General features: G+C 68.7%; 14 protein-coding genes. All 14 read right to left on the bottom strand.

The annotated features are described in order from the left end of the window. Positions 1 to 361: 361 nt before the first annotated feature. The gene (gene tyrS / locus AC0B44_RS19665; protein WP_471904476.1) at positions 362 to 1,639 is read right to left on the bottom strand and encodes a tyrosine--tRNA ligase; all 1,278 of its coding nucleotides are present in this window, start codon (positions 1,637 to 1,639) and stop codon (positions 362 to 364) included. Positions 1,640 to 1,646: 7 nt separating this feature from the next. Then, positions 1,647 to 2,273, bottom strand: coding sequence for a DNA-3-methyladenine glycosylase (locus tag AC0B44_RS19660; protein ID WP_471904475.1), 627 nt, complete (start codon positions 2,271 to 2,273; stop codon positions 1,647 to 1,649). A 13-nt stretch (positions 2,274 to 2,286) separates the two neighbouring features. Beyond that, entirely contained in the window at positions 2,287 to 2,508 is a 222-nt protein-coding gene (locus AC0B44_RS19655; protein ID WP_471904474.1) for a Trm112 family protein, read from the bottom strand. Positions 2,509 to 2,549: 41 nt separating this feature from the next. After that, a complete protein-coding gene (locus AC0B44_RS19650) occupies positions 2,550 to 5,537 on the bottom strand; it encodes an AMP-binding protein (protein ID WP_471904473.1) in 2,988 nt (995 codons plus the stop codon). Positions 5,538 to 5,689: 152 nt separating this feature from the next. After that, positions 5,690 to 7,111 carry an argininosuccinate lyase gene (gene argH / locus AC0B44_RS19645; protein ID WP_471904472.1) on the bottom strand — a complete coding sequence of 474 codons (1,422 nt, stop codon included), beginning with the start codon at positions 7,109 to 7,111 and terminating at the stop codon, positions 5,690 to 5,692. A gap of 2 nt (positions 7,112 to 7,113) precedes the next feature. After that, positions 7,114 to 8,313, bottom strand: coding sequence for an argininosuccinate synthase (locus AC0B44_RS19640; protein WP_471904471.1), 1,200 nt, complete (start codon positions 8,311 to 8,313; stop codon positions 7,114 to 7,116). A gap of 48 nt (positions 8,314 to 8,361) precedes the next feature. After that, positions 8,362 to 8,907 (bottom strand): arginine repressor, encoded by a 546-nt coding sequence (locus AC0B44_RS19635; protein ID WP_471904470.1) that lies wholly within the window; start codon positions 8,905 to 8,907, stop codon positions 8,362 to 8,364. Then, complete coding sequence (gene argF, locus AC0B44_RS19630) at positions 8,880 to 9,809, bottom strand: ornithine carbamoyltransferase (RefSeq protein WP_471904469.1); 930 nt, start codon at positions 9,807 to 9,809, stop codon at positions 8,880 to 8,882. The genes AC0B44_RS19635 and argF overlap by 28 nt, the downstream gene beginning before the upstream one ends. 6 nt (positions 9,810 to 9,815) lie before the next feature. After that, positions 9,816 to 11,003, bottom strand: a complete 1,188-nt coding sequence (locus AC0B44_RS19625) for an acetylornithine transaminase (protein WP_471904468.1) — start codon at positions 11,001 to 11,003, stop codon at positions 9,816 to 9,818. Then, complete coding sequence (argB, locus tag AC0B44_RS19620; RefSeq protein ID WP_471904467.1) at positions 11,000 to 11,971, bottom strand: acetylglutamate kinase; 972 nt, start codon at positions 11,969 to 11,971, stop codon at positions 11,000 to 11,002. Before argB ends, AC0B44_RS19625 begins: the two co-directional genes overlap by 4 nt. Further along, positions 11,968 to 13,200, bottom strand: coding sequence for a bifunctional glutamate N-acetyltransferase/amino-acid acetyltransferase ArgJ (gene argJ, locus AC0B44_RS19615; protein ID WP_471904477.1), 1,233 nt, complete (start codon positions 13,198 to 13,200; stop codon positions 11,968 to 11,970). The genes argB and argJ overlap by 4 nt, the downstream gene beginning before the upstream one ends. Before the next feature lie 32 nt (positions 13,201 to 13,232). Then, positions 13,233 to 14,306 carry an N-acetyl-gamma-glutamyl-phosphate reductase gene (gene argC / locus AC0B44_RS19610; RefSeq protein WP_471904466.1) on the bottom strand — a complete coding sequence of 358 codons (1,074 nt, stop codon included), beginning with the start codon at positions 14,304 to 14,306 and terminating at the stop codon, positions 13,233 to 13,235. Positions 14,307 to 14,353: 47 nt separating this feature from the next. Beyond that, positions 14,354 to 14,770 (bottom strand): PspA/IM30 family protein, encoded by a 417-nt coding sequence (locus AC0B44_RS19605; protein ID WP_471904465.1) that lies wholly within the window; start codon positions 14,768 to 14,770, stop codon positions 14,354 to 14,356. 78 nt (positions 14,771 to 14,848) lie between these two features. Further along, on the bottom strand, positions 14,849 to 17,335 hold the full coding sequence (pheT, locus tag AC0B44_RS19600; RefSeq protein ID WP_471904464.1) for a phenylalanine--tRNA ligase subunit beta: 2,487 nt from the start codon (positions 17,333 to 17,335) through the stop codon (positions 14,849 to 14,851). Between the last annotated feature and the right edge of the window lie 20 nt (positions 17,336 to 17,355).

Genomic DNA, 17,355 nt, shown 5'->3' with positions numbered 1-17,355 from the left:
GTCAAAATTTGACCATCCACCAAAAGCGGATGATCGCACCAAAATAATTGGCACTGACATTCATCGGCACACTGTTGAGTTCTCAAAGAACACGCGCACACCTTCGCGTCTCGGACTATGTCCGTTTCCGCTCCGGGGCAACCGTTCCAACCTATCACCTTCGATCCAGGGAGTGCAACTCGTGCGCTTCTTGGTCTTCGGTTTGTTGTTCGAAGTGACTTACCCGAACACCAGTGAACTCCGTACCTTCCGGTCCGGGTCGGTGTCCGTGTCGCTCGAACGACGACAAAGTTACGCCGCCGCTAACGGGCCGTCAAATCCGCTGGTCAACGGCCCGAAAGCGGTCGGCGACCGCGCAGAGTCAGCCTCGATCGACTCGTACGCCGGCAAAGTTCCGCTTGCCCCGGCGCACGACCAGCCACCGGCCGTGCAGCAGCTCCCCGTCACCCGGCGTCCACTCCTCCGACGACACCCGCACGTTGTTGACCGAAGCGCCGCCCTCCTTCACCGTGCGACGCGCAGCTCCCTTGCTCTCACACAGCCCGGTCGCGACGAGCAGGTCGACGATCGTGTCGGGCTCCCCCGGACGCAGATCCACCACCGAGGCTTCGGTGAGCGCCGCCGCGAGGGTCGGTTCGTCGAGGTCGGCGAGTTCGCCGCGTCCGAACAGGGCCCGGCTCGCCAGTTCCACGGCTGCGGTGTTCGCCGCCCCGTGGACGAGCGTGGTCATCTCCGCCGCGAGCCGCTTCTGCGCCTCGCGGGCATGCGGACGCTCGACCGTGGCCGTTTCGAGTTCGGCCAGTTCGTCACGGTCGAGGAATGTGAACCAGCGCAGGTACTTCATGACGTCGGCATCCGCCGCGTTCACGAAGTACTGGTACCAGGCGTACGGGCTGGTCATCTCGGGGTCGAGCCACAGACTGCCCCCGCCGGTGGACTTACCGAACTTCTTGCCGTCGGACGAGGTCACGAGCGGGACCGTCAACGCGTGGACCGACGCGCCGTCGGTCCGGCGGTTGAGTTCGACGCCCGCGATGATGTTGCCCCACTGGTCGGAGCCACCGACTTGGAGTGCGCACCCGTAGTCACGGCGAAGCTGCACGAAATCGTTCGCCTGCAGCAGCATGTAGCTGAATTCGGTGTACGAGATGCCGTCGCCTTCGAGCCGCCGCTTGACGGTGTCACGGGCCAGCATCACGTTCACCGAGAAGTGCTTACCGATGTCGCGCAGGAAGTCGACCGCGGTCAGCCGCCCCGTCCAGTCCAGGTTGTTCGCGACCACGGCGCCGGTCGGCGAATCGTCGAAGTCCACGAACCGTTCGAGTTGTCCCCGGATCCGCTGCGCCCAGTCGGCGACGGTGTCCGCGGAGTTCATGGTCCGCTCCCCCACGTCCCGGGGGTCACCGATCATGCCGGTCGCCCCACCTGCGAGGACGATCGGGCGGTGCCCGGCGCGCTGGAAGCGTTTGAGTGCGAGAAGCGGGACCAGGTGACCGGCGTGCAAGCTCGGTCCGGTCGGATCGAAGCCTGCATACAGGGTGATCGGACCTGCGTCGAGATCGCGTCGGAGTGCATCGAGATCGGTTGATTGGGCAATGAGCCCGCGCCAGGTCAGTTCGTCGAGAATGTGCTCAGTCACCGCTCGATCATCCCATTCGTGCTCGGAGCGCCGGCGCGCGTGGGCTCCGTCGATACGCCGAGACCCCGGGGGAGCCGGGAATCCACAGCCGCCACGGCCAGTCGGCGGCGACGCTGATCCCGACGCGGGGGCCGGTGGCAACGGTGACCTCGCCGGTTCGCGCAGGGAGGTCCAGGCGGACCCGCGACTGCTCGGAGAACACATCGAGACCGTTGTCGGAAATATCCAATCCCAATGCCGCAGCAAGGTTTCCGGGTCCACGTGCGAGCTTGTCGTCCGGCATTCCCGGCGTCCGACGCGCTCTGGCGCATTGCTCGCCCTCCACGACCTCGCCTCCGCGCAACAAGACTGCGGCGGCGACGCCGTCGGGTCCGACCGAAATGTTCGCGCACAGATGCAAGCCGTAACTGCGGTAGACGTACAAGTGCCCGGCGGGTCCGAACATCACGGCGTTGCGAACGTTCGGCCCCCGATAGGAGTGCGCCGACGGATCGGGCCACGGACCGTCTTCGGGGCCGCCGTACGCCTCGACCTCGGTCAGCCGGATCGCGACTTCACCGACGCGGACCACCGCCCCGAGCAAGGCGTGGGCAGCCTCGACCGGGTCCAGGGATGCGAGGTACTGCGCGCTCATGCCGGCAGGTGGGTCAGTCTTCGGTCCAGCCGGGGACGCCGCGCGCCACGTAGTCCTCGTGTTCGGCGTCGCCGACGGAGACGGCCTCGTCGATCAGCAGCACCGGGATGCCGTTCTCGATCGGATAGGCGCGGCGCAGCCGGGGGTTGTAGAGAACCGTGTCGTCGACGAGAAGCAGCGGCCCCTTGTCCTCGGGGCAGGCGAGAATGTTCAACAGCGTGGGATCGACGGCCACGGGGGTCCTTCCGACTTCGTACACAACGGAACCGGTTCAGCCTACCGCGCGGCGGAGGCAGTCCCGGTCGTGCCCGCTGCCCATCGAGCCGCGACCGCCTTGGTGAATCTGCGGTACGTGCCGGTTTCCCGGTCGGCGTACCAGGAGCGGACGGTCGGAGTCGGCATGCCCCGTTCTCGGAGCATATCCACGGCGGGACGGTAGGACGGACCCATCGGAATGGACGGGACGATGTGGACCAGATCGGGCCGCTCCCCGTCGGGAACGTAGTCGAGCGCCGCGGTGATCTCGGCGGCCGTCGGAGCCTTCTTCCCGCGCAGCGTACAGGCAGCGACCGCGATGTCGTTGTCCCCCAAAGTGATCCCGTACGACACCGCGAGGTCGATGCGGGGGATCATCCCGAGCACGTCGATGACGGGTTGCGCGTACACCGGGCCGTGCTCGGTAACGACCACGCTTCGTTTGTTGTCGAGAAGCCAGTAGTCGCCGTCCTCGTCGCGCCGGAACAGGTTCTCCGTCGGGACCCAGACGTCGCCCGCTTCGAAGACTCCGCGCATGACGCTGCCGAGCGCTTCGCCGGCGACCCCGGGCTTGCCGAGCAGAAGCCCGACCTCGCCGTCCGCGCACGGGCGCACGAATCCGCGCTCGTCCTCGATGAGCCGACCGGTGAGCGGGTCGTAGGCCGCGAGACACACCGCCGCACTGCCCGGGAGCGGACGCCCCTTGGAACCGACCTTCGATCCGGAGACGTTGGCGAGGATCACGTCACCTTCCGCGGACGCGTAGAACTCGACCACCCGCGCCGGGGCGAACCGTTCGAGCGTGCGCCACCACAACCCCGGGGGCATGCCCGACCCGATGAACAACCGGATGGGGTGGCTCGCGTCGATATGCAGGGACGGGCTGTCGAGCACTTCCCGCATCATCGACCACGTGTAGGTGACCACGGTCACGCCGTACCGATGGATCTCCTCTCCGAACTTCGCCGGATCCAATCCGTTCGACAGCGCGATTCGCGATCCGCCGGCCAGCGCGCCGCCGAAACTGACGAGCAGACCCGACGAGTGGTGCAGCGGAGCAAGGCAGTACATGGTGTCGCCTCGTCCCAGCGACGCTGCCGTCGCGGTACCGAATGCCGACAGTGCCCAGCGGTAGTTGCTGATCCGCTTGATCTCGAGTGTCGGACCGCTTCCCACGAACAGGATGAACGCCGATTCGCGTGCGAGGCCGGGGTCCGGGACATACCAACCGGGCAACTGGACGTCGGAGATGTCGCTGCGTTCGAGGTCGACGACATCGGCATCGGGGTCGACGTCGAGCGCGCGGACATCTCCGCCTCCGAGCACGAGAACCGGCAGGTCCGTGGTGACGGCGAGGTCGAGGTTCTCGGGGTCGGAGACGAGTTTCTCCACCCCGCCGAGCCGTGCGGCAGCGGCCGCATCCGGCCCCGGGGGGATGAGCACCGACACCGCGCCGAGGCGCGAGATCGCCGCCACCGCCGCCATGGCGCTCGGCCGGACGTTCATGAGCACCCCGACATGCATGGCGGGTCGGACACCGTTGTCGACGAGACCGAGGACGATGTTGTCGATGCGGCGGTTGACCGCTTCGTACGTGTACACCCGATCTTCGAAGATGAAGCACTCGCGCTGGGGCGCTCTCCGCCCTTGTTCCGCGAGGAGGCTACCCACCGAGACTCGGGTTCGAGGCTGGATTTGGCCGAGGCGCGCGAGGCGCGGGAGCGCACGCGCGGCTTCGCCGGACAGATCGCGGGCACCGCGCACCGCACCGGTGGCGACCTCGGCGATCCCCCTGCCGAAATCGGCGCCGACGTCGGCGAGCGTCGCGACGGTGTGCGCGACCCGGCTACTGATGGAAACGCCGGTGTCGCCCTCCCCGTTCGGCTCGGGTGCGGTCATCGGAGTGACCCCGACGGGCCTGTCCCCGATCCCCTCCCGCCATTGCACCCACTCACTCGTCGCGGGCCAGGTCTGTTGTGCTGCAACGGATCCGACGACGAGGCCGAAGTGTCCCGCTCTCAAGGAGTACTCGTAGACCTCGGCACGGGGGGCTGCCCTGCGGACGCCGCGGACGGCGAGCGGCTGGCCGATGTCGTCGACTTCCCCGAAGAACGCCAGGATGGGGCAGGTGATTTCCGCGAGTGTCACGGCCTTGTCGTTGATGACGAAGCCGCCGCTGACCATGCGGTTGTGCGCGACGAACTGGCGCAGCAGGTCGGCGACCGCCGGTCCGGACCACGCGACCCAGCCCTCGGTGTCGAGGAACCGGCGCTGAGGCTCGCGCGGAAGGAGTGCTTCGCGGTCGTGGAGTTGCCGGAGGAAGTCGATGCGCGACCGTACCGTCTTGACCGGGTCGAGGAACTGGAATCCGGTGCGTGCCATCCAGCCTGTGATCGCGAGACGGTTGAAGACGTGGTCGGCAAGGAAATCGGCCGAAAGTGTCGCCACCGCTTCGGGAATGCCGAAGGGCAGTGCGGCGAGGGTGTCGACGGGACTGCCGAATGTGATGAGACTTGCGATGTTTCGGCTGCGGCGATAGGCGGCGGCCTGATAGCAGAACATGCCGCCCTGCGAATATCCGCCGAGGTGGACGTCGCGTCCGGTGTACGCGTGAATGCGGTCGACGATTTCGTCGAGAGCGAGGATGTGATCGGTGAGGGTGCGGTCCCACCCGCCTTCCTCCTGGTCCGGCGAGCCGAAGTCCACCACCCAGGGGTCTAGGCCGGCGGCGTGCAGGACGCCGACCGCTCCGCCGTCGCGCGTCACGTCGTAGACGTCCGCGGACATCATCATCGGCGGCACCAGCACGACAGGTGGTCCTGATACCGCGGTCTCGGAGTCGGGGTAGTAGCGCCGGAGGCGGTACATCCCGGAGCGCTCCACAACCTGATAGGGCGACGACGACGAGTCCGGTTCGAGCCCCCCGAACCGGATCACTTCGAGACCGTTCTGAGCCGTGGCGATCAGGCGGCGCATCGGCCCGGTCACCGTCCTACTGTCCAGTCCCACGATCGCTTCCCTCCACGACGCCCACGTCCCCGGTACATGATGGGTGTACGCGTAAGCCTGCCACATCCGCGATCCGGTCCCGGGCAATTCGGACGCTGCCCGGGACCGGTGGGGAGAGAATCGACGGCCGCCGTCGACCTACGCCGGTGGCGTCAGCCGCGTACCCAGGTACGCATCGCCGCGGCGGTCTCGCGGAGCGTCGCGAGTTGCTCGGCGACGCGAACTCCGGCGGTGCCGCCCCGGGCGTTTCGGGACGCGATGGAACCTTCGACCGTGAGTACCTCGCGGACCTGCGGGGTGAGCGCGGGATCTACGGCGGCGAGTTCGTCGTCCGTGAGATCCTCGAGCCCGACTCCGCGGGCTTCGGCCACGCGAACGCAGGCACCGGCCGCTTCGTGGGCGACCCGGAACGGCACTCCCTGACGCACCATCCACTCCGCGATGTCGGTCGCGAGAGTGAACCCGGCGGGCGCGAGTTCGGCCATCCGGCCGGTGTGGAACGTCAGCGTCGACACGAGACCGGCGAGGGCCGGCAGCAGAAGTTCCAGCTGCGCGACCGAATCGAAGACCGGTTCCTTGTCTTCCTGAAGGTCCCGGTTGTAGGCCAACGGCTGCGCCTTGAGGGTCGCCAGCAGGCCTGTGAGGTTTCCGATGAGCCGTCCCGCCTTGCCGCGGGTCAGTTCCGCGACATCAGGATTCTTCTTCTGCGGCATGATCGACGACCCGGTGGACCAGGCGTCGGCCAGGCTGACGTACCCGAATTCCGGTGTGCTCCAGAGGATCACGTCCTCGGCCAACCGGGACAGGTCGACCGCGATCTGCGCGAACACGAACGCCGCCTCGGCAGCGAAGTCGCGGGCGCTCGTCGCGTCGATCGAGTTGTCCGCCGCTGCATCGAATCCCAGGTCGGCGGCAATCGCCTCGGGGTCGAGGCCGAGGGACGAGCCCGCGAGTGCGCCCGACCCGTACGGCGAGACCGCCGTGCGCCGGTCGAAATCGCGCAGCCGATCGACGTCGCGCAGAAGCGGGTGCGCGTGCGCGAGCAGATGATGCGCGAGCAGCACGGGCTGGGCTGCTTGCAGGTGGGTCTTCCCGGGCATCACGGCATCGGGATGTGCCGCGGCCTGGCCCGCGATGGCATCGACCACGTCGAGCACGCCGTCGGCGATGTGCCGCGCGCCGTCGCGCAGCCACATGCGGAACAGCGTGGCGACCTGATCGTTGCGGGAACGCCCGGCACGCAGGCGCCCGCCCACCTCGGGTCCGACCCGCTCGATGAGACCGCGTTCGAGCGCGCCGTGGACGTCCTCGTCGGACTCCTCCGGGACGAAGGCGCCCGACGCGACATCGGCGGCGAGACCCTCGAGACCTTCGAGCATGGTCGCGAGGTCGTCGTCAGCGAGCAGTCCCGCCCGGTGCAGGACCTTGGCGTGCGCTTGGGACGCGCGCACGTCGTAGGGAGCGAGGACCCAGTCGAACTGGGTGGACTTGCTCAATGCCGCCATGGCGGCGGCCGGTCCGGTTGCGAACCGGCCGCCCCACAGGGAACCTTCGTTGGTGCCGTGGGTGGCCATGACTACAGGCCCAGATCGCGCTTCGCGGCGACCTTCGACGACAGGCCGTGGATCTGGACGAAGCCCTTGGCGTTGGACTGGTCGAAGCTGTCGCCCTCGTCATAGGTGGCGAGGTTGAAGTCGTACAGCGATTCGGGGCTGCGACGTCCGTTGACGGTGATGTGCCCGCCGTGCATGGACATCCGGATGTCGCCGGTGACGCGTTCCTGCGTGTTCTGGATGAACGCGTCGAGCGCGTACTTGAGCGGCGAGTACCAGAGGCCGTCGTAGACCAGCTCGCTCCAGCGCTCTTCGACGCGACGCTTGTAGCGGCCGAGCTCACGCTCGAGGGTGACGTGCTCGAGTTCCTGGTGCGCGGTGATCAGCGCGATCGCGCCGGGCGCTTCGTAGATCTCGCGGCTCTTGATGCCGACGAGACGGTCCTCGACCATGTCGAGCCGGCCGACACCCTGGGCGCCGGCGCGCTTGTTGAGTTCCTGGATCGCCTCGAGCACCGAGACGGGCTTGCCGTCGATCGCGACGGGGCGACCCGCCTCGAAGGAGACGATGAGCTCGTCGGGTGCCTGCCAGTTGAGCGTCGGGTCCTCGGTGTAGTCGTAGACGTCCTTGGTGGGAGCGTTCCACAGGTCTTCGAGGAAACCGGTCTCGACGGCGCGGCCCCACACGTTCTGGTCGATGGAGAACGGGGACTTCTTGGTGACGTTGATCGGCAGGTTGTGCTCGCCGGCGAAGGCGATCGCCTTCTCACGGGTCCAGGCGTAGTCGCGCACGGGCGCGATGACCTGCAGGTCGGGAGCGAGGGCGCCGAAGCCGACCTCGAAGCGCACCTGGTCGTTGCCCTTGCCGGTGCAGCCGTGGGAGACGATGGTGCCGCCGAATTCGCGGGCAGCCTTGACGATGTGCTTGACGATCAGCGGCCGGCTGATCGCCGAGACCAGCGGGTAGCGGTCCATGTACAGGGCGTTCGCCTGGACGGTCGGCAGACAGTATTCGTCCGCGAACTCGTCCTTGGCGTCGACGACCACCGATTCGACGGCACCGCAGTCGAGGGCGCGCTGACGCACGACCTCCATGTCCTCGCCGCCCTGACCGAGATCTATGGCGACGGCGACGACCTCCTTGCCGGTCTCCTTGCCGATCCAGCTGATGGCAACGGAGGTGTCCAGCCCGCCCGAGTAGGCGAGTACGACGCGATCGGCCATTGTCTTGTGCTCCTTCTTTTTCTTCGTTTACGTCTGTGAGGTGATGGGTCAGGCCAGTGATTCGAACAGGGATGCCAGTTCGGCCCCTGTCATCGGTTCCCGGGCGATCACCGCAATGGTGTCGTCCCCGGCGATCGTGCCGACCACCTCAGGTAATGATGCCCGATCGAGTGCACTGGCCAGATAGTGCGCTGCCCCCGGTGGGGTGCGTAGCACCGCGATGTTGCCGCTGGCGTCGGTGGAGACGAGCAACTCGCCGAGCAGCCGGGAGAGCCGATCGGTTCCGCCGGTCACTCCTCGGACGGGGCTGCCGTCCTCCGGCACGATGTACACGCCCGCTCCCCCGTCTGCGCCGCGCAGCTTGACGGCGCCGAGTTCTTCGAGGTCACGGGAAAGCGTCGCGGTGGAGACCTCGATGCCTCCTTCGGCCGCGAGCAGGGTCGCGAGTTCGGTGTGGCTGCGCACCGCGCGAGTCGCCAGGAGCGCGGTGATGCGCGCCTGCCGTGCCGCCCGTGTCGGGGCGGCAGTGCCGACCCGTTCGGGTGCTCCCTCCGCGGTGTTCACGATCAGTTCCTGCGCTGCTCGAGCAACCATACGAGCAGCGCCTTCTGCGCGTGGAGCCGGTTCTCCGCCTCGTCCCACACCACGGAGCGGGGTCCGTCGATGACCTCTGCCGTGATCTCCTTGTCGCGGTAGGCGGGCAGGCAGTGCAGCACGATGGAGGCGGGGTCCGACAGTGCCAGCAGCTCGCTGTTGAGCTGGTACGGCCGGAACGGCGCCTCGCGGTCCTTGCCGTCGACTTCCTGGCCCATCGACACCCACGTGTCGGTGACGAGGACGTCGGCGCCGGTCGCCGCCGCGCGGGGATCGTCGACGACGGTCACGCTGCCACCGGTCTCCTCTGCTCGCCGGCGGGCGGCCGCCACGATGTCCGCATCCGGCAGGAACCCGGCCGGGGACGCGATGGTGACGTGGAGTCCGGCGGTGACGCCGCCGAGCATCAGCGAGTTGGCCATGTTGTTGGCGCCGTCGCCGAAGTACGAGAGTTTCAGGCCGTGGGTGCGGCCCTTGTGCTCGCGGATGGTCTGGAGGTCGGCGAGCACCTGGCACGGGTGGAAGGTGTCGGTGAGGGCGTTGACCACGGGCACGCTGGAGTTCGCCGCAAGCGTTTCGACCCGGTCCTGGCCGAAGGTGCGCCAGACGACGGCCTCGGTGAAGCGGGAGAAGACGCGGGCGGTGTCCTCGAGGGTTTCGCCCTTGCCGATCTGGGTGGATCCGGCGTCGACGACGATGGCGTGCCCGCCGAGCTGGGCGATGCCCGCGTCGAAGGAGAAACGGGTGCGGGTGGACGGCTTGTCGAACAGCACCGCGACGCTGAAGGGACCTTCGAGCGGGCGCCGCGACAGCGGGGCCTTCTTCAGTTCGGCGGCGAGGTCGAGGATCTCGCTCTGTTCGGCAGGTGTCAGGTCGTCGTCACGCAGAAGATGTCGGAGCACGGTACGTCAGTTCCCTTCCCGCACAGCAGTATCGAGGATGGTGGGTAATGCGGCGACGAAGCTCTCCGCCTGGGTCTCGGTGAGCACGAGCGGCGGCGCGAGCCGGATCACGTCGGGCGCCGCGGCGTTGACGAGGAACCCGGCGCTGCGGGCGGCGGTTTCGACGGCAGCGGCTTTGGCGTCGGTGAGCACCACGCCGAGCAACAGTCCGGAGCCCCGCACGTGGGAGACGAGAGGGTGCCCGAGGGATTCGATGCCGGCGCTCAGCGTCTTGCCCACGGTGTCGACGTGGTCGAGCAGGTTCTGCTCGTCGATGGTGCGCAGCACGGCGAGCGCCGCAGCGGCGCACACCGGGTTCCCGCCGAATGTCGTGCCGTGTTTGCCGGGCTGGAAGAGGTCGGCGGCCGGTCCGGTGGCCAGAACGGCCCCGATGGGCAGGCCACCGCCGAGTCCCTTGGCGAGGGTCATCACGTCGGGTACGACGCCGACGGCCTGGTGGGCGAAGAAGGTGCCGGTGCGGGCGATACCGGTCTGAACCTCGTCGAGCACGAGGAGCGCGCCGCGCTCGCGGGTGATGCGACGGGCTTCGGCGAGATAGCCCTCCGGCGGCACGACGACACCGGACTCTCCCATGATGGGTTCGAGGAACACTGCGGCGGTGTCCTCGTCGACGGCCGCGTCGAGGGCAGCGATGTCGCCGTAGGGAACGAACTCGACGCCGGGGGGCATCGGCTCGAACGGTGCCCGCTTGTCGGGCTGGCCGGTCAGCGCGAGGGCGCCCATGGTGCGGCCGTGGAAGGCCTTCTCGGCCGCGATGATCTTCGGCCGTCCGGTGAGGCGTGCGATCTTGAAGGCCGCTTCGTTGGCTTCGGTGCCGGAGTTGCAGAAGAACGCGCGGCCGGGATGCCCGAAGTGCCCGAGCAGTTGCTCGGCCAGTTCCACCACGGGCGCGGAGGCATAGAGGTTCGACACGTGGCCGAGTTGCCCCAGCTGAGCTGTGACGGCCTCGAGGATCGCGGGATGCCGGTGACCGAGGCTGTTGACCGCGATGCCGCCGAGCAGATCCAGGTACTGCATGCCGTCGGCGTCGGTGACGACCGCACCGTCGCCGGCGACGAGCGCCAGCTTGGGTACGCCGTAGTTGTTCATGAGCGAGCCTGCCCAGCGTTGCTGCAGCTCGGACGTGCCGGTCATGCGTTTCCTTCCGTGACGGGAAGCTCCGTCGGGGTGTGCGTGGCGGTGCTCTGAGTCGGGGTGACCATCGTGCCGATGCCTTCCTCGGTGAACAGTTCGAGCAGCACCGAATGCGGCTGACGGCCGTCGATCACGTGGGCGGTCGGCACCCCGCCTTCCACGGCCCGCAGGCACGCTTCCATCTTCGGCACCATCCCCGAGTCGAGGGAGGGCAGCAGTTCGGCGAGCGTGGCGGCGTCGATGGCGGAGGTCAGCGACGACCGGTCGGGCCAGTTCGTGTACAGGCCCTCCACGTCGGTGAGCACGACGAGTTTCTCGGCGCCGAGCGCTTCGGCGAGCGCGGCGGCGGCGGTGTCGGCGTTGATGTTGTGGACGACGCCGTCGATGTCGGGCGCGATCGTCGACACCACGGGGATGCGGCCGGCGGCGATGAGGTCGAGTACGGCGGCGGGGTTGACGGTGGTGACGTCGCCAACGAGCCCGATGTCGGTGTCCGTGCCGTCGACGACGACGGTGCGGCGGGTCGCGGTGAACAACTGTGCGTCCTCACCGGAGATACCCACGGCGTAGGGGCCGTGCGCGTTGATCAGGCCGACGAGTTCGCGGCCGACCTGGCCGAAGAGCACCATCCGCACGATGTCCATGACTTCGGGCGTGGTGACCCGGAAGCCGCCCCGGAATTCGCCTTCCATTCCGAGCCGGCGGAGCATCGCGTTGATCTGGGGGCCGCCGCCGTGCACGACGACGGGGTGGATGCCGACGGTGCGCAGGAACGCCATGTCGGCTGCGAACGCCGTTTTCAGCCGGTCGTCGATCATGGCGTTGCCGCCGTACTTCACGACGACGATCTTGTCGCGGAACTTCTGCAGCCACGGCAGTGCCTCGGCGAGGACGAATGCCTTCTGGTGCGCGGTCAGGCTCGCGATGAGGTCCGTAGCTATGCCGTCTCCGGCCACCGGGGCGCTCATGACGAGTACGCCGAGTTCTCTTCGACGTACGCGTGCGACAGGTCGGTGGTGCGGATCGACACCTCGGCGTCGCCGAGTCCGAGATCGATGTCGAGGGCGAGGTCCATGCCGGACAGGTCCACCTCGCGGGCACCGGGTGCGCCGACTCCGCCGATGCACACGGGCTGCCCGTTGAACAGGACGTTGATGGTGTTCGGGTCGAGTTCGATGGGGGCGATGCCGATGGCGGCGAGAACCCGTCCCCAGTTGGGGTCGGAGCCGAACAGAGCGGTCTTGACGAGGCTGTCGCGGGCGACGGTCCGGGCGCCGATGAGAGCGTCGTCTTCGCTCGCGGCGCCCCGGACGGTGACGGTGACGCGCTTGGTGACGCCCTCGGCGTCGGCCATCATCTGGTCGGCGAGACTGTCGCATACGGCGAGTACGGCCGCGTCGAGTTCGTCCTGCGTGGGGCTGACTCCGCTGGCGCCGGAGGCGAGCAGCAGCACGGTGTCGTTGGTGGACGTCGCGCCGTCGATGTCGAGACGGTCGAAGGTTCTCCGGGTGGCCCGGCGCAGTGCCCGGTCGAGTTGCTCGCGTCCGGCGACGACGTCGGTGGTGAGCACGCACAGCATGGTCGCGAGTGCGGGGGCGAGCATGCCGGCGCCCTTGGCCATGCCGCCGACGTTCCAGTTGCCGGCGTGGTGGAGTGCGGCCTGCTTGGGGACCGTGTCCGTGGTCATGATGGCGTGGGCGGCGTCGGTGCCGCCGGAGATGCCCCCGGCGAGTTCGTGGACGATCTCACCGACGCCGGAGAGGACCTTGTCCATGGGCAGCCGGTCGCCGATGAGCCCGGTCGAGCACACGGCAATCTCGCCCGCGCCGGTCTCGGTTCCCCAGTTGCTCAGCGCGTCGGCGAGGGCCTCGGCGGTGGCATGGGTGTCCTGGAAGCCGCCGGGGCCGGTGCAGGCGTTGGCACCGCCGGAATTGAGGATCACGGCGCGCAGTGCCCCGTTGGTGAGGACCTGCTGGGACCACAGCACCGGTGCGGCCTTGACCTTGTTGGTGGTGAACACGCCTGCTGCGGCGAGTTCGGGTCCCTCGTTGAGGATGAGCGCCAGGTCGGCGTTGCCGTTGGCTTTGATGCCCGCCCGGATGCCGGCGGCCCGGAAACCTGCGGGGGCTGTCACACCCTGGGTGCGGATGAGCCGTCCACCGGCGATCTCCTCGGCGTGTGCGTAGGCGCTGTCCACGCTGTCCTCCGTCGTGCTGTCGGTCAGGTCGGTCACGGCGCCACTCCTACGGTGGACAGGCCGGCGCCTTCGGGCAGTCCGAGCGCCAGGTTCATGGACTGCACCGCGGCTCCGGCGGTGCCTTTGGTCAGGTTGTCGAGCGCGGCGATCACGATCAGCAGGCCCGCGTCGGGATCGACGGTCACGGCGAGCTGGACGGCGTTGGAACCGATCACCGAGCCGGTGGCGGGGAGCACGCCCTCGGGGAGCAGGTGCACGAACGCTTCGTCGGCATAGGCCTTTTCGTACACGGCGCGGACCTCGTCGGCGGTGGCCGTGGTCGGCGCCGTGCAGGTCGCGAGGATGCCGCGGGGCATGGGCGCGAGAACCGGGGTGAACGACACGGAGACGTCGGTGCCGGCAAGCACCGAGAGGTTCTGCTTGATCTCGGGGGTGTGGCGGTGGGCGCCGCCGATGCCGTAGGCCCGTACCGAACCCATCACCTCGGAGCCGAGCAGGTCGACCTTCGGCGACTTGCCGGCGCCGGAGGTGCCGGAGACCGCGACGATCTGCACCGCGGGTTCCACGATGCCGGCGGCGACCGCCGGAGCGAGGGCGAGCGATGCGGACGTCGGGTAGCAGCCGGGGACCGCGATACGGGTCGCGCCGATCAGCTTGTCGCGTGCGCCGGGGAGTTCGGGCATGCCGTACGGCCAGGTGCCCGCGTGGTCGGTGCCGTACCAGCGCTTCCAGTCGTCGCCGGAATTGAGCCGGAAGTCGGCGCCGCAGTCGATGACGACCGTCGTCTCGGGAAGTTGCTCGGCGATGACCGCCGAGTGGCCGTGCGGCAGGCCGAGGAAGACCACGTCGTGCCCGGCGAGGGTCTCGAGGTCCGTGGGTGCGAGGACCCGGTCGGCGAGGGGCAGCAGATGGGAATGGAACTCGCGGAGAGTGGACCCGGCGTTCCCTCCGGCGGTGAGCGCGCCGATGACGAGCGAACCGTCTTGGTACGCGGGATGGCCGAGGAGGAGGCGCAGGATCTCGCCGCCCGCGTAGCCGCTCGCTCCCGCGACGGCCACACGTAGCGGCGACTGCGGCGTCGCCGTGAATGCCGGTGAATTACCCATACGATTGATTATGCACGATGATGCAAATCATTTCATCGAGCGGTGGATCACTCCGCGCGCAGCGACCGCCGGATCTCCGCCAGCTTGTCGGCCGCCGCCGCCTGCCGCGCCTCGTATTCGTCCTCGAGGCTCCGCCCGGACGCACCTTCGCGCGCCAGTTCCTCCGCACCGATCGCCGTGGCCGACCGGTGTTCGATCTTCTTCCGCACCGAGTCCAGCGTGGGTACTCCGTCGCGGGTGTAGCCGGTGATCTCCTCGATCGTCGGCGCCCGGACTCCCGAACCGGTAGGGCCGGGGTCGGTCGTCGGCTCGGGATCGGTCGGCGGCACATCCGGAATATCCGGTCCCGGCGGAACGTCGGGCACCGAGGGCGTCCCGGGTTCGGCCGGTGTGACGTCCGGCGCGGGCTCAGCCGGCGTCTCGGGCTCCGGTGTACTGCCGTGGTTCCGCTCGTCCGTACTCATATCTCCAGGTTACGTGCCACGGACAACCACCGGGAGTGTCGTGCGGCAACGCGGCGCGACACCCCGGCGACGACGTCCTCAGCGACGCAGTTCCGCGCCCACCGCAGCGGTAGCCGCCGCGACGGCAGCGTCACGGGCCGCGCTCGCCTCGTCTTCGGTGAGCGTGCGGTCCGGTGCCCGGAAACGCAACGCGAACGCGAGCGACTTACGGTTCTCCCCGACCTGCTCACCCTCGAACACGTCGAACAGCCGGATGTCCTCGAGCAGTTCACCTCCGCCCGCGCGCAGCGCGGCTTCGACCGAGGCGGCCGGCACGGACGACTCCACCACCACCGCGACATCCTGGAGCACCGCCGGGAACGGCGAGACCACCGGAGCGGGCAGCGACTCCACGATCGGCAGGGCGTCGAGATCGAGTTCGAACGCACACGTCCGCGCGGGCAATCCGGCCCGCTCGACCACTGCAGGATGCAACTCGCCGGCGTGCCCGACGACGACATCGTCGACGAGGAGCTCGGCGCAGCGGCCCGGATGCCACGGAAGGTGTTGCGCTGCACGGCGTCCGAGCTGCACACCTGCGGCCCGGGCGATGGTCTCGGCGGCGGCGAACGCATCGGACGCCTCGGCGGCGCGCCCCGGTCCCCACGGCCCGGCGGGCTCGCGCATGCCGGCGAGCACACCTCCGACGTGCACGGGTTGCGCCGGAAGCGACCCTTCGAGCGTCGCGATCTCGTCGTCGCTGGGACGCCGGTCGACAGGCAGCGGCGCAACCGACACCGTCTCCGGTCCGGGCTGCACCACCTGTGCGATCGAGAACAACGCCAGGTCGCGCTGGCCACGCGAGACGTTACGGACCATCACCTCGAGGAGACCGGGCAACAACGTGGTGGCCAACTCCGGGCGGTCCGCTTCGAGGGGGTTGAGCACCTTGGTGGTGACGCGACGCGGATCGTCGGCGTCCAATCCCCAGGTGTCGAAGACGCCGGTGGGCAGGAAGACAGGGGCGAGCACCTCGACGTATCCGTCGTAGGCCAGCGCCCGGCCGACCGCCCGGCGGCGTTTCTGCGCCGGGGTGAGTCCGCGTCCCGCGGGAGCGGCAGGGAGCACCGACGGGATCTGCTCGAGTCCCTCGAGGCGCAGCACTTCCTCGACGAGATCTGCGGGCTGACGCAGGTCTGGGCGCCACGACGGCGGCGTCACCACAAGCTGGCCGTGGCCGTCCTCTCCGACGCCCACCTCCACGGCGCATCCAATCTGCGTCAGGCGACGGGCGGCGGTGCCGTTGGGATAGCTCACCCCGGCGATGCGGTCCGGGAGGTCGATGTCCATCCGGATCGAGACGGGTTCGGTCGGAAAGACGATGTCGGTGAGCGTCGACTCGACGGTGCCGCCGGCGATCTCGACGAGCAGCGACGCGGCGCGGTCGAGCGCGGCGCGCGCGACGGCGGGGTCGACCGTGCGCTCGAAACGCTTACCGGCCTCGCTCGTGAGCTTGTGTCGCCGGTTTCCTCGGAACACCGCGAGCGGATCCCAGGTGGCCGCTTCGAGAAGGACGTCCGTGGTGGAGTCCCCCACCTCGGTGGTGGCACCGCCCATGATTCCGGCGAGGGAGATGACGCCCGAATCGTCGCAGATCACGACGTCTTCGGGATCGAGGTCGCGCTCGACCCCGTCGAGGGTAGTGAGCTTCTCCCCCGCACGTGCCCGGCGCACCACGATGTCACCCTGGAGCGTCGCGGCGTCGAAGGCGTGCAGCGGCTGGCCGAGTTCGAGCATCACGTAGTTGGTGACGTCGACCGCCGGGGAGATCGGGCGCACGCCGGCGGTGTGCAAGCGGCGCTGCAGCCACCACGGCGACACGGCCTTCGGGTCGATTCCGGTCACTCGCCGGGCGGCGAAGCGGGACGCGTTCGTCTCCGGCTCGAGCCGGATCGGGTACGCCTCCCCACCGTCGGCGGGCAGCGGGGTGACCTGCGCGGGATCGACGAACTCGAGGTCGAAGCCGCAGGCGAGTTCGCGGGACAGGCCGCGGGCGGAGAAGCAGTATCCGCGGTCCGGCGTGATGTTCAGTTCCACGATCGTGTCGCCGAGCCCCAGCAGATCGTTCGCGTCCGTTCCGGGTTCGGCACTGCCCGGCTCGAGCACCAGAATGCCGGAGTGGTCGGTGCCGACCCCCAGCTCGCTCACCGAACAGATCATCCCGTCGGACACCTGCCCGTAGGTCTTGCGGCTCGCGATGGCGAACCCGCCGGGCAGGACCGCGCCGGGAAGAGCGGCGACGATGAGGTCACCTTCGGCGAAGTTGCGGGCACCGCAGACGATGCCGCGCGGCTCGTCCTCGCCCACCTCGACCTTGCAGAACCGGATGGGCTTCTTGAATCCCTCCAGTTCGGTGATCTCCACGACCCGCCCGACCACCAGGTTGTCGATACGTTCGAGGGTCTCGATGTCCTCGACCTCGAGCCCGACCCGGACGAATCCCGCGTCGAGTTCCTCCGCAGTGACGCTCCACTCCGGGGTGGCACGCTGCAGGATCTCGGTCAGCCAGGATTGCGCTACTCGCACTTGGGTTCAGCTTTCTCGTT

The organism is Rhodococcus sp. NPDC019050 (assembly GCF_055664235.1).
Note: the sequence above shows the minus strand (reverse complement) of the source record. Positions and strands in the feature narration are given on the sequence as shown.

Excerpts from the sequence above, each read along its gene's own strand:
- AC0B44_RS19660 (WP_471904475.1), bottom strand. The coding sequence starts at position 2,273 with ATGAGCGCGCAGTACCTCGCATCCCTGGACCCGGTCGAGGCTGCCCAC.
- argH (WP_471904472.1), bottom strand. The coding sequence starts at position 7,111 with ATGGCCACCCACGGCACCAACGAAGGTTCCCTGTGGGGCGGCCGGTTC.
- AC0B44_RS19640 (WP_471904471.1), bottom strand. The coding sequence starts at position 8,313 with ATGGCCGATCGCGTCGTACTCGCCTACTCGGGCGGGCTGGACACCTCC.
- AC0B44_RS19635 (WP_471904470.1), bottom strand. The coding sequence starts at position 8,907 with ATGGTTGCTCGAGCAGCGCAGGAACTGATCGTGAACACCGCGGAGGGA.
- AC0B44_RS19625 (WP_471904468.1), bottom strand. The coding sequence starts at position 11,003 with ATGACCGGCACGTCCGAGCTGCAGCAACGCTGGGCAGGCTCGCTCATG.
- argB (WP_471904467.1), bottom strand. The coding sequence starts at position 11,971 with ATGAGCGCCCCGGTGGCCGGAGACGGCATAGCTACGGACCTCATCGCG.
- argC (WP_471904466.1), bottom strand. The coding sequence starts at position 14,306 with ATGGGTAATTCACCGGCATTCACGGCGACGCCGCAGTCGCCGCTACGT.
- AC0B44_RS19605 (WP_471904465.1), bottom strand. The coding sequence starts at position 14,770 with ATGAGTACGGACGAGCGGAACCACGGCAGTACACCGGAGCCCGAGACG.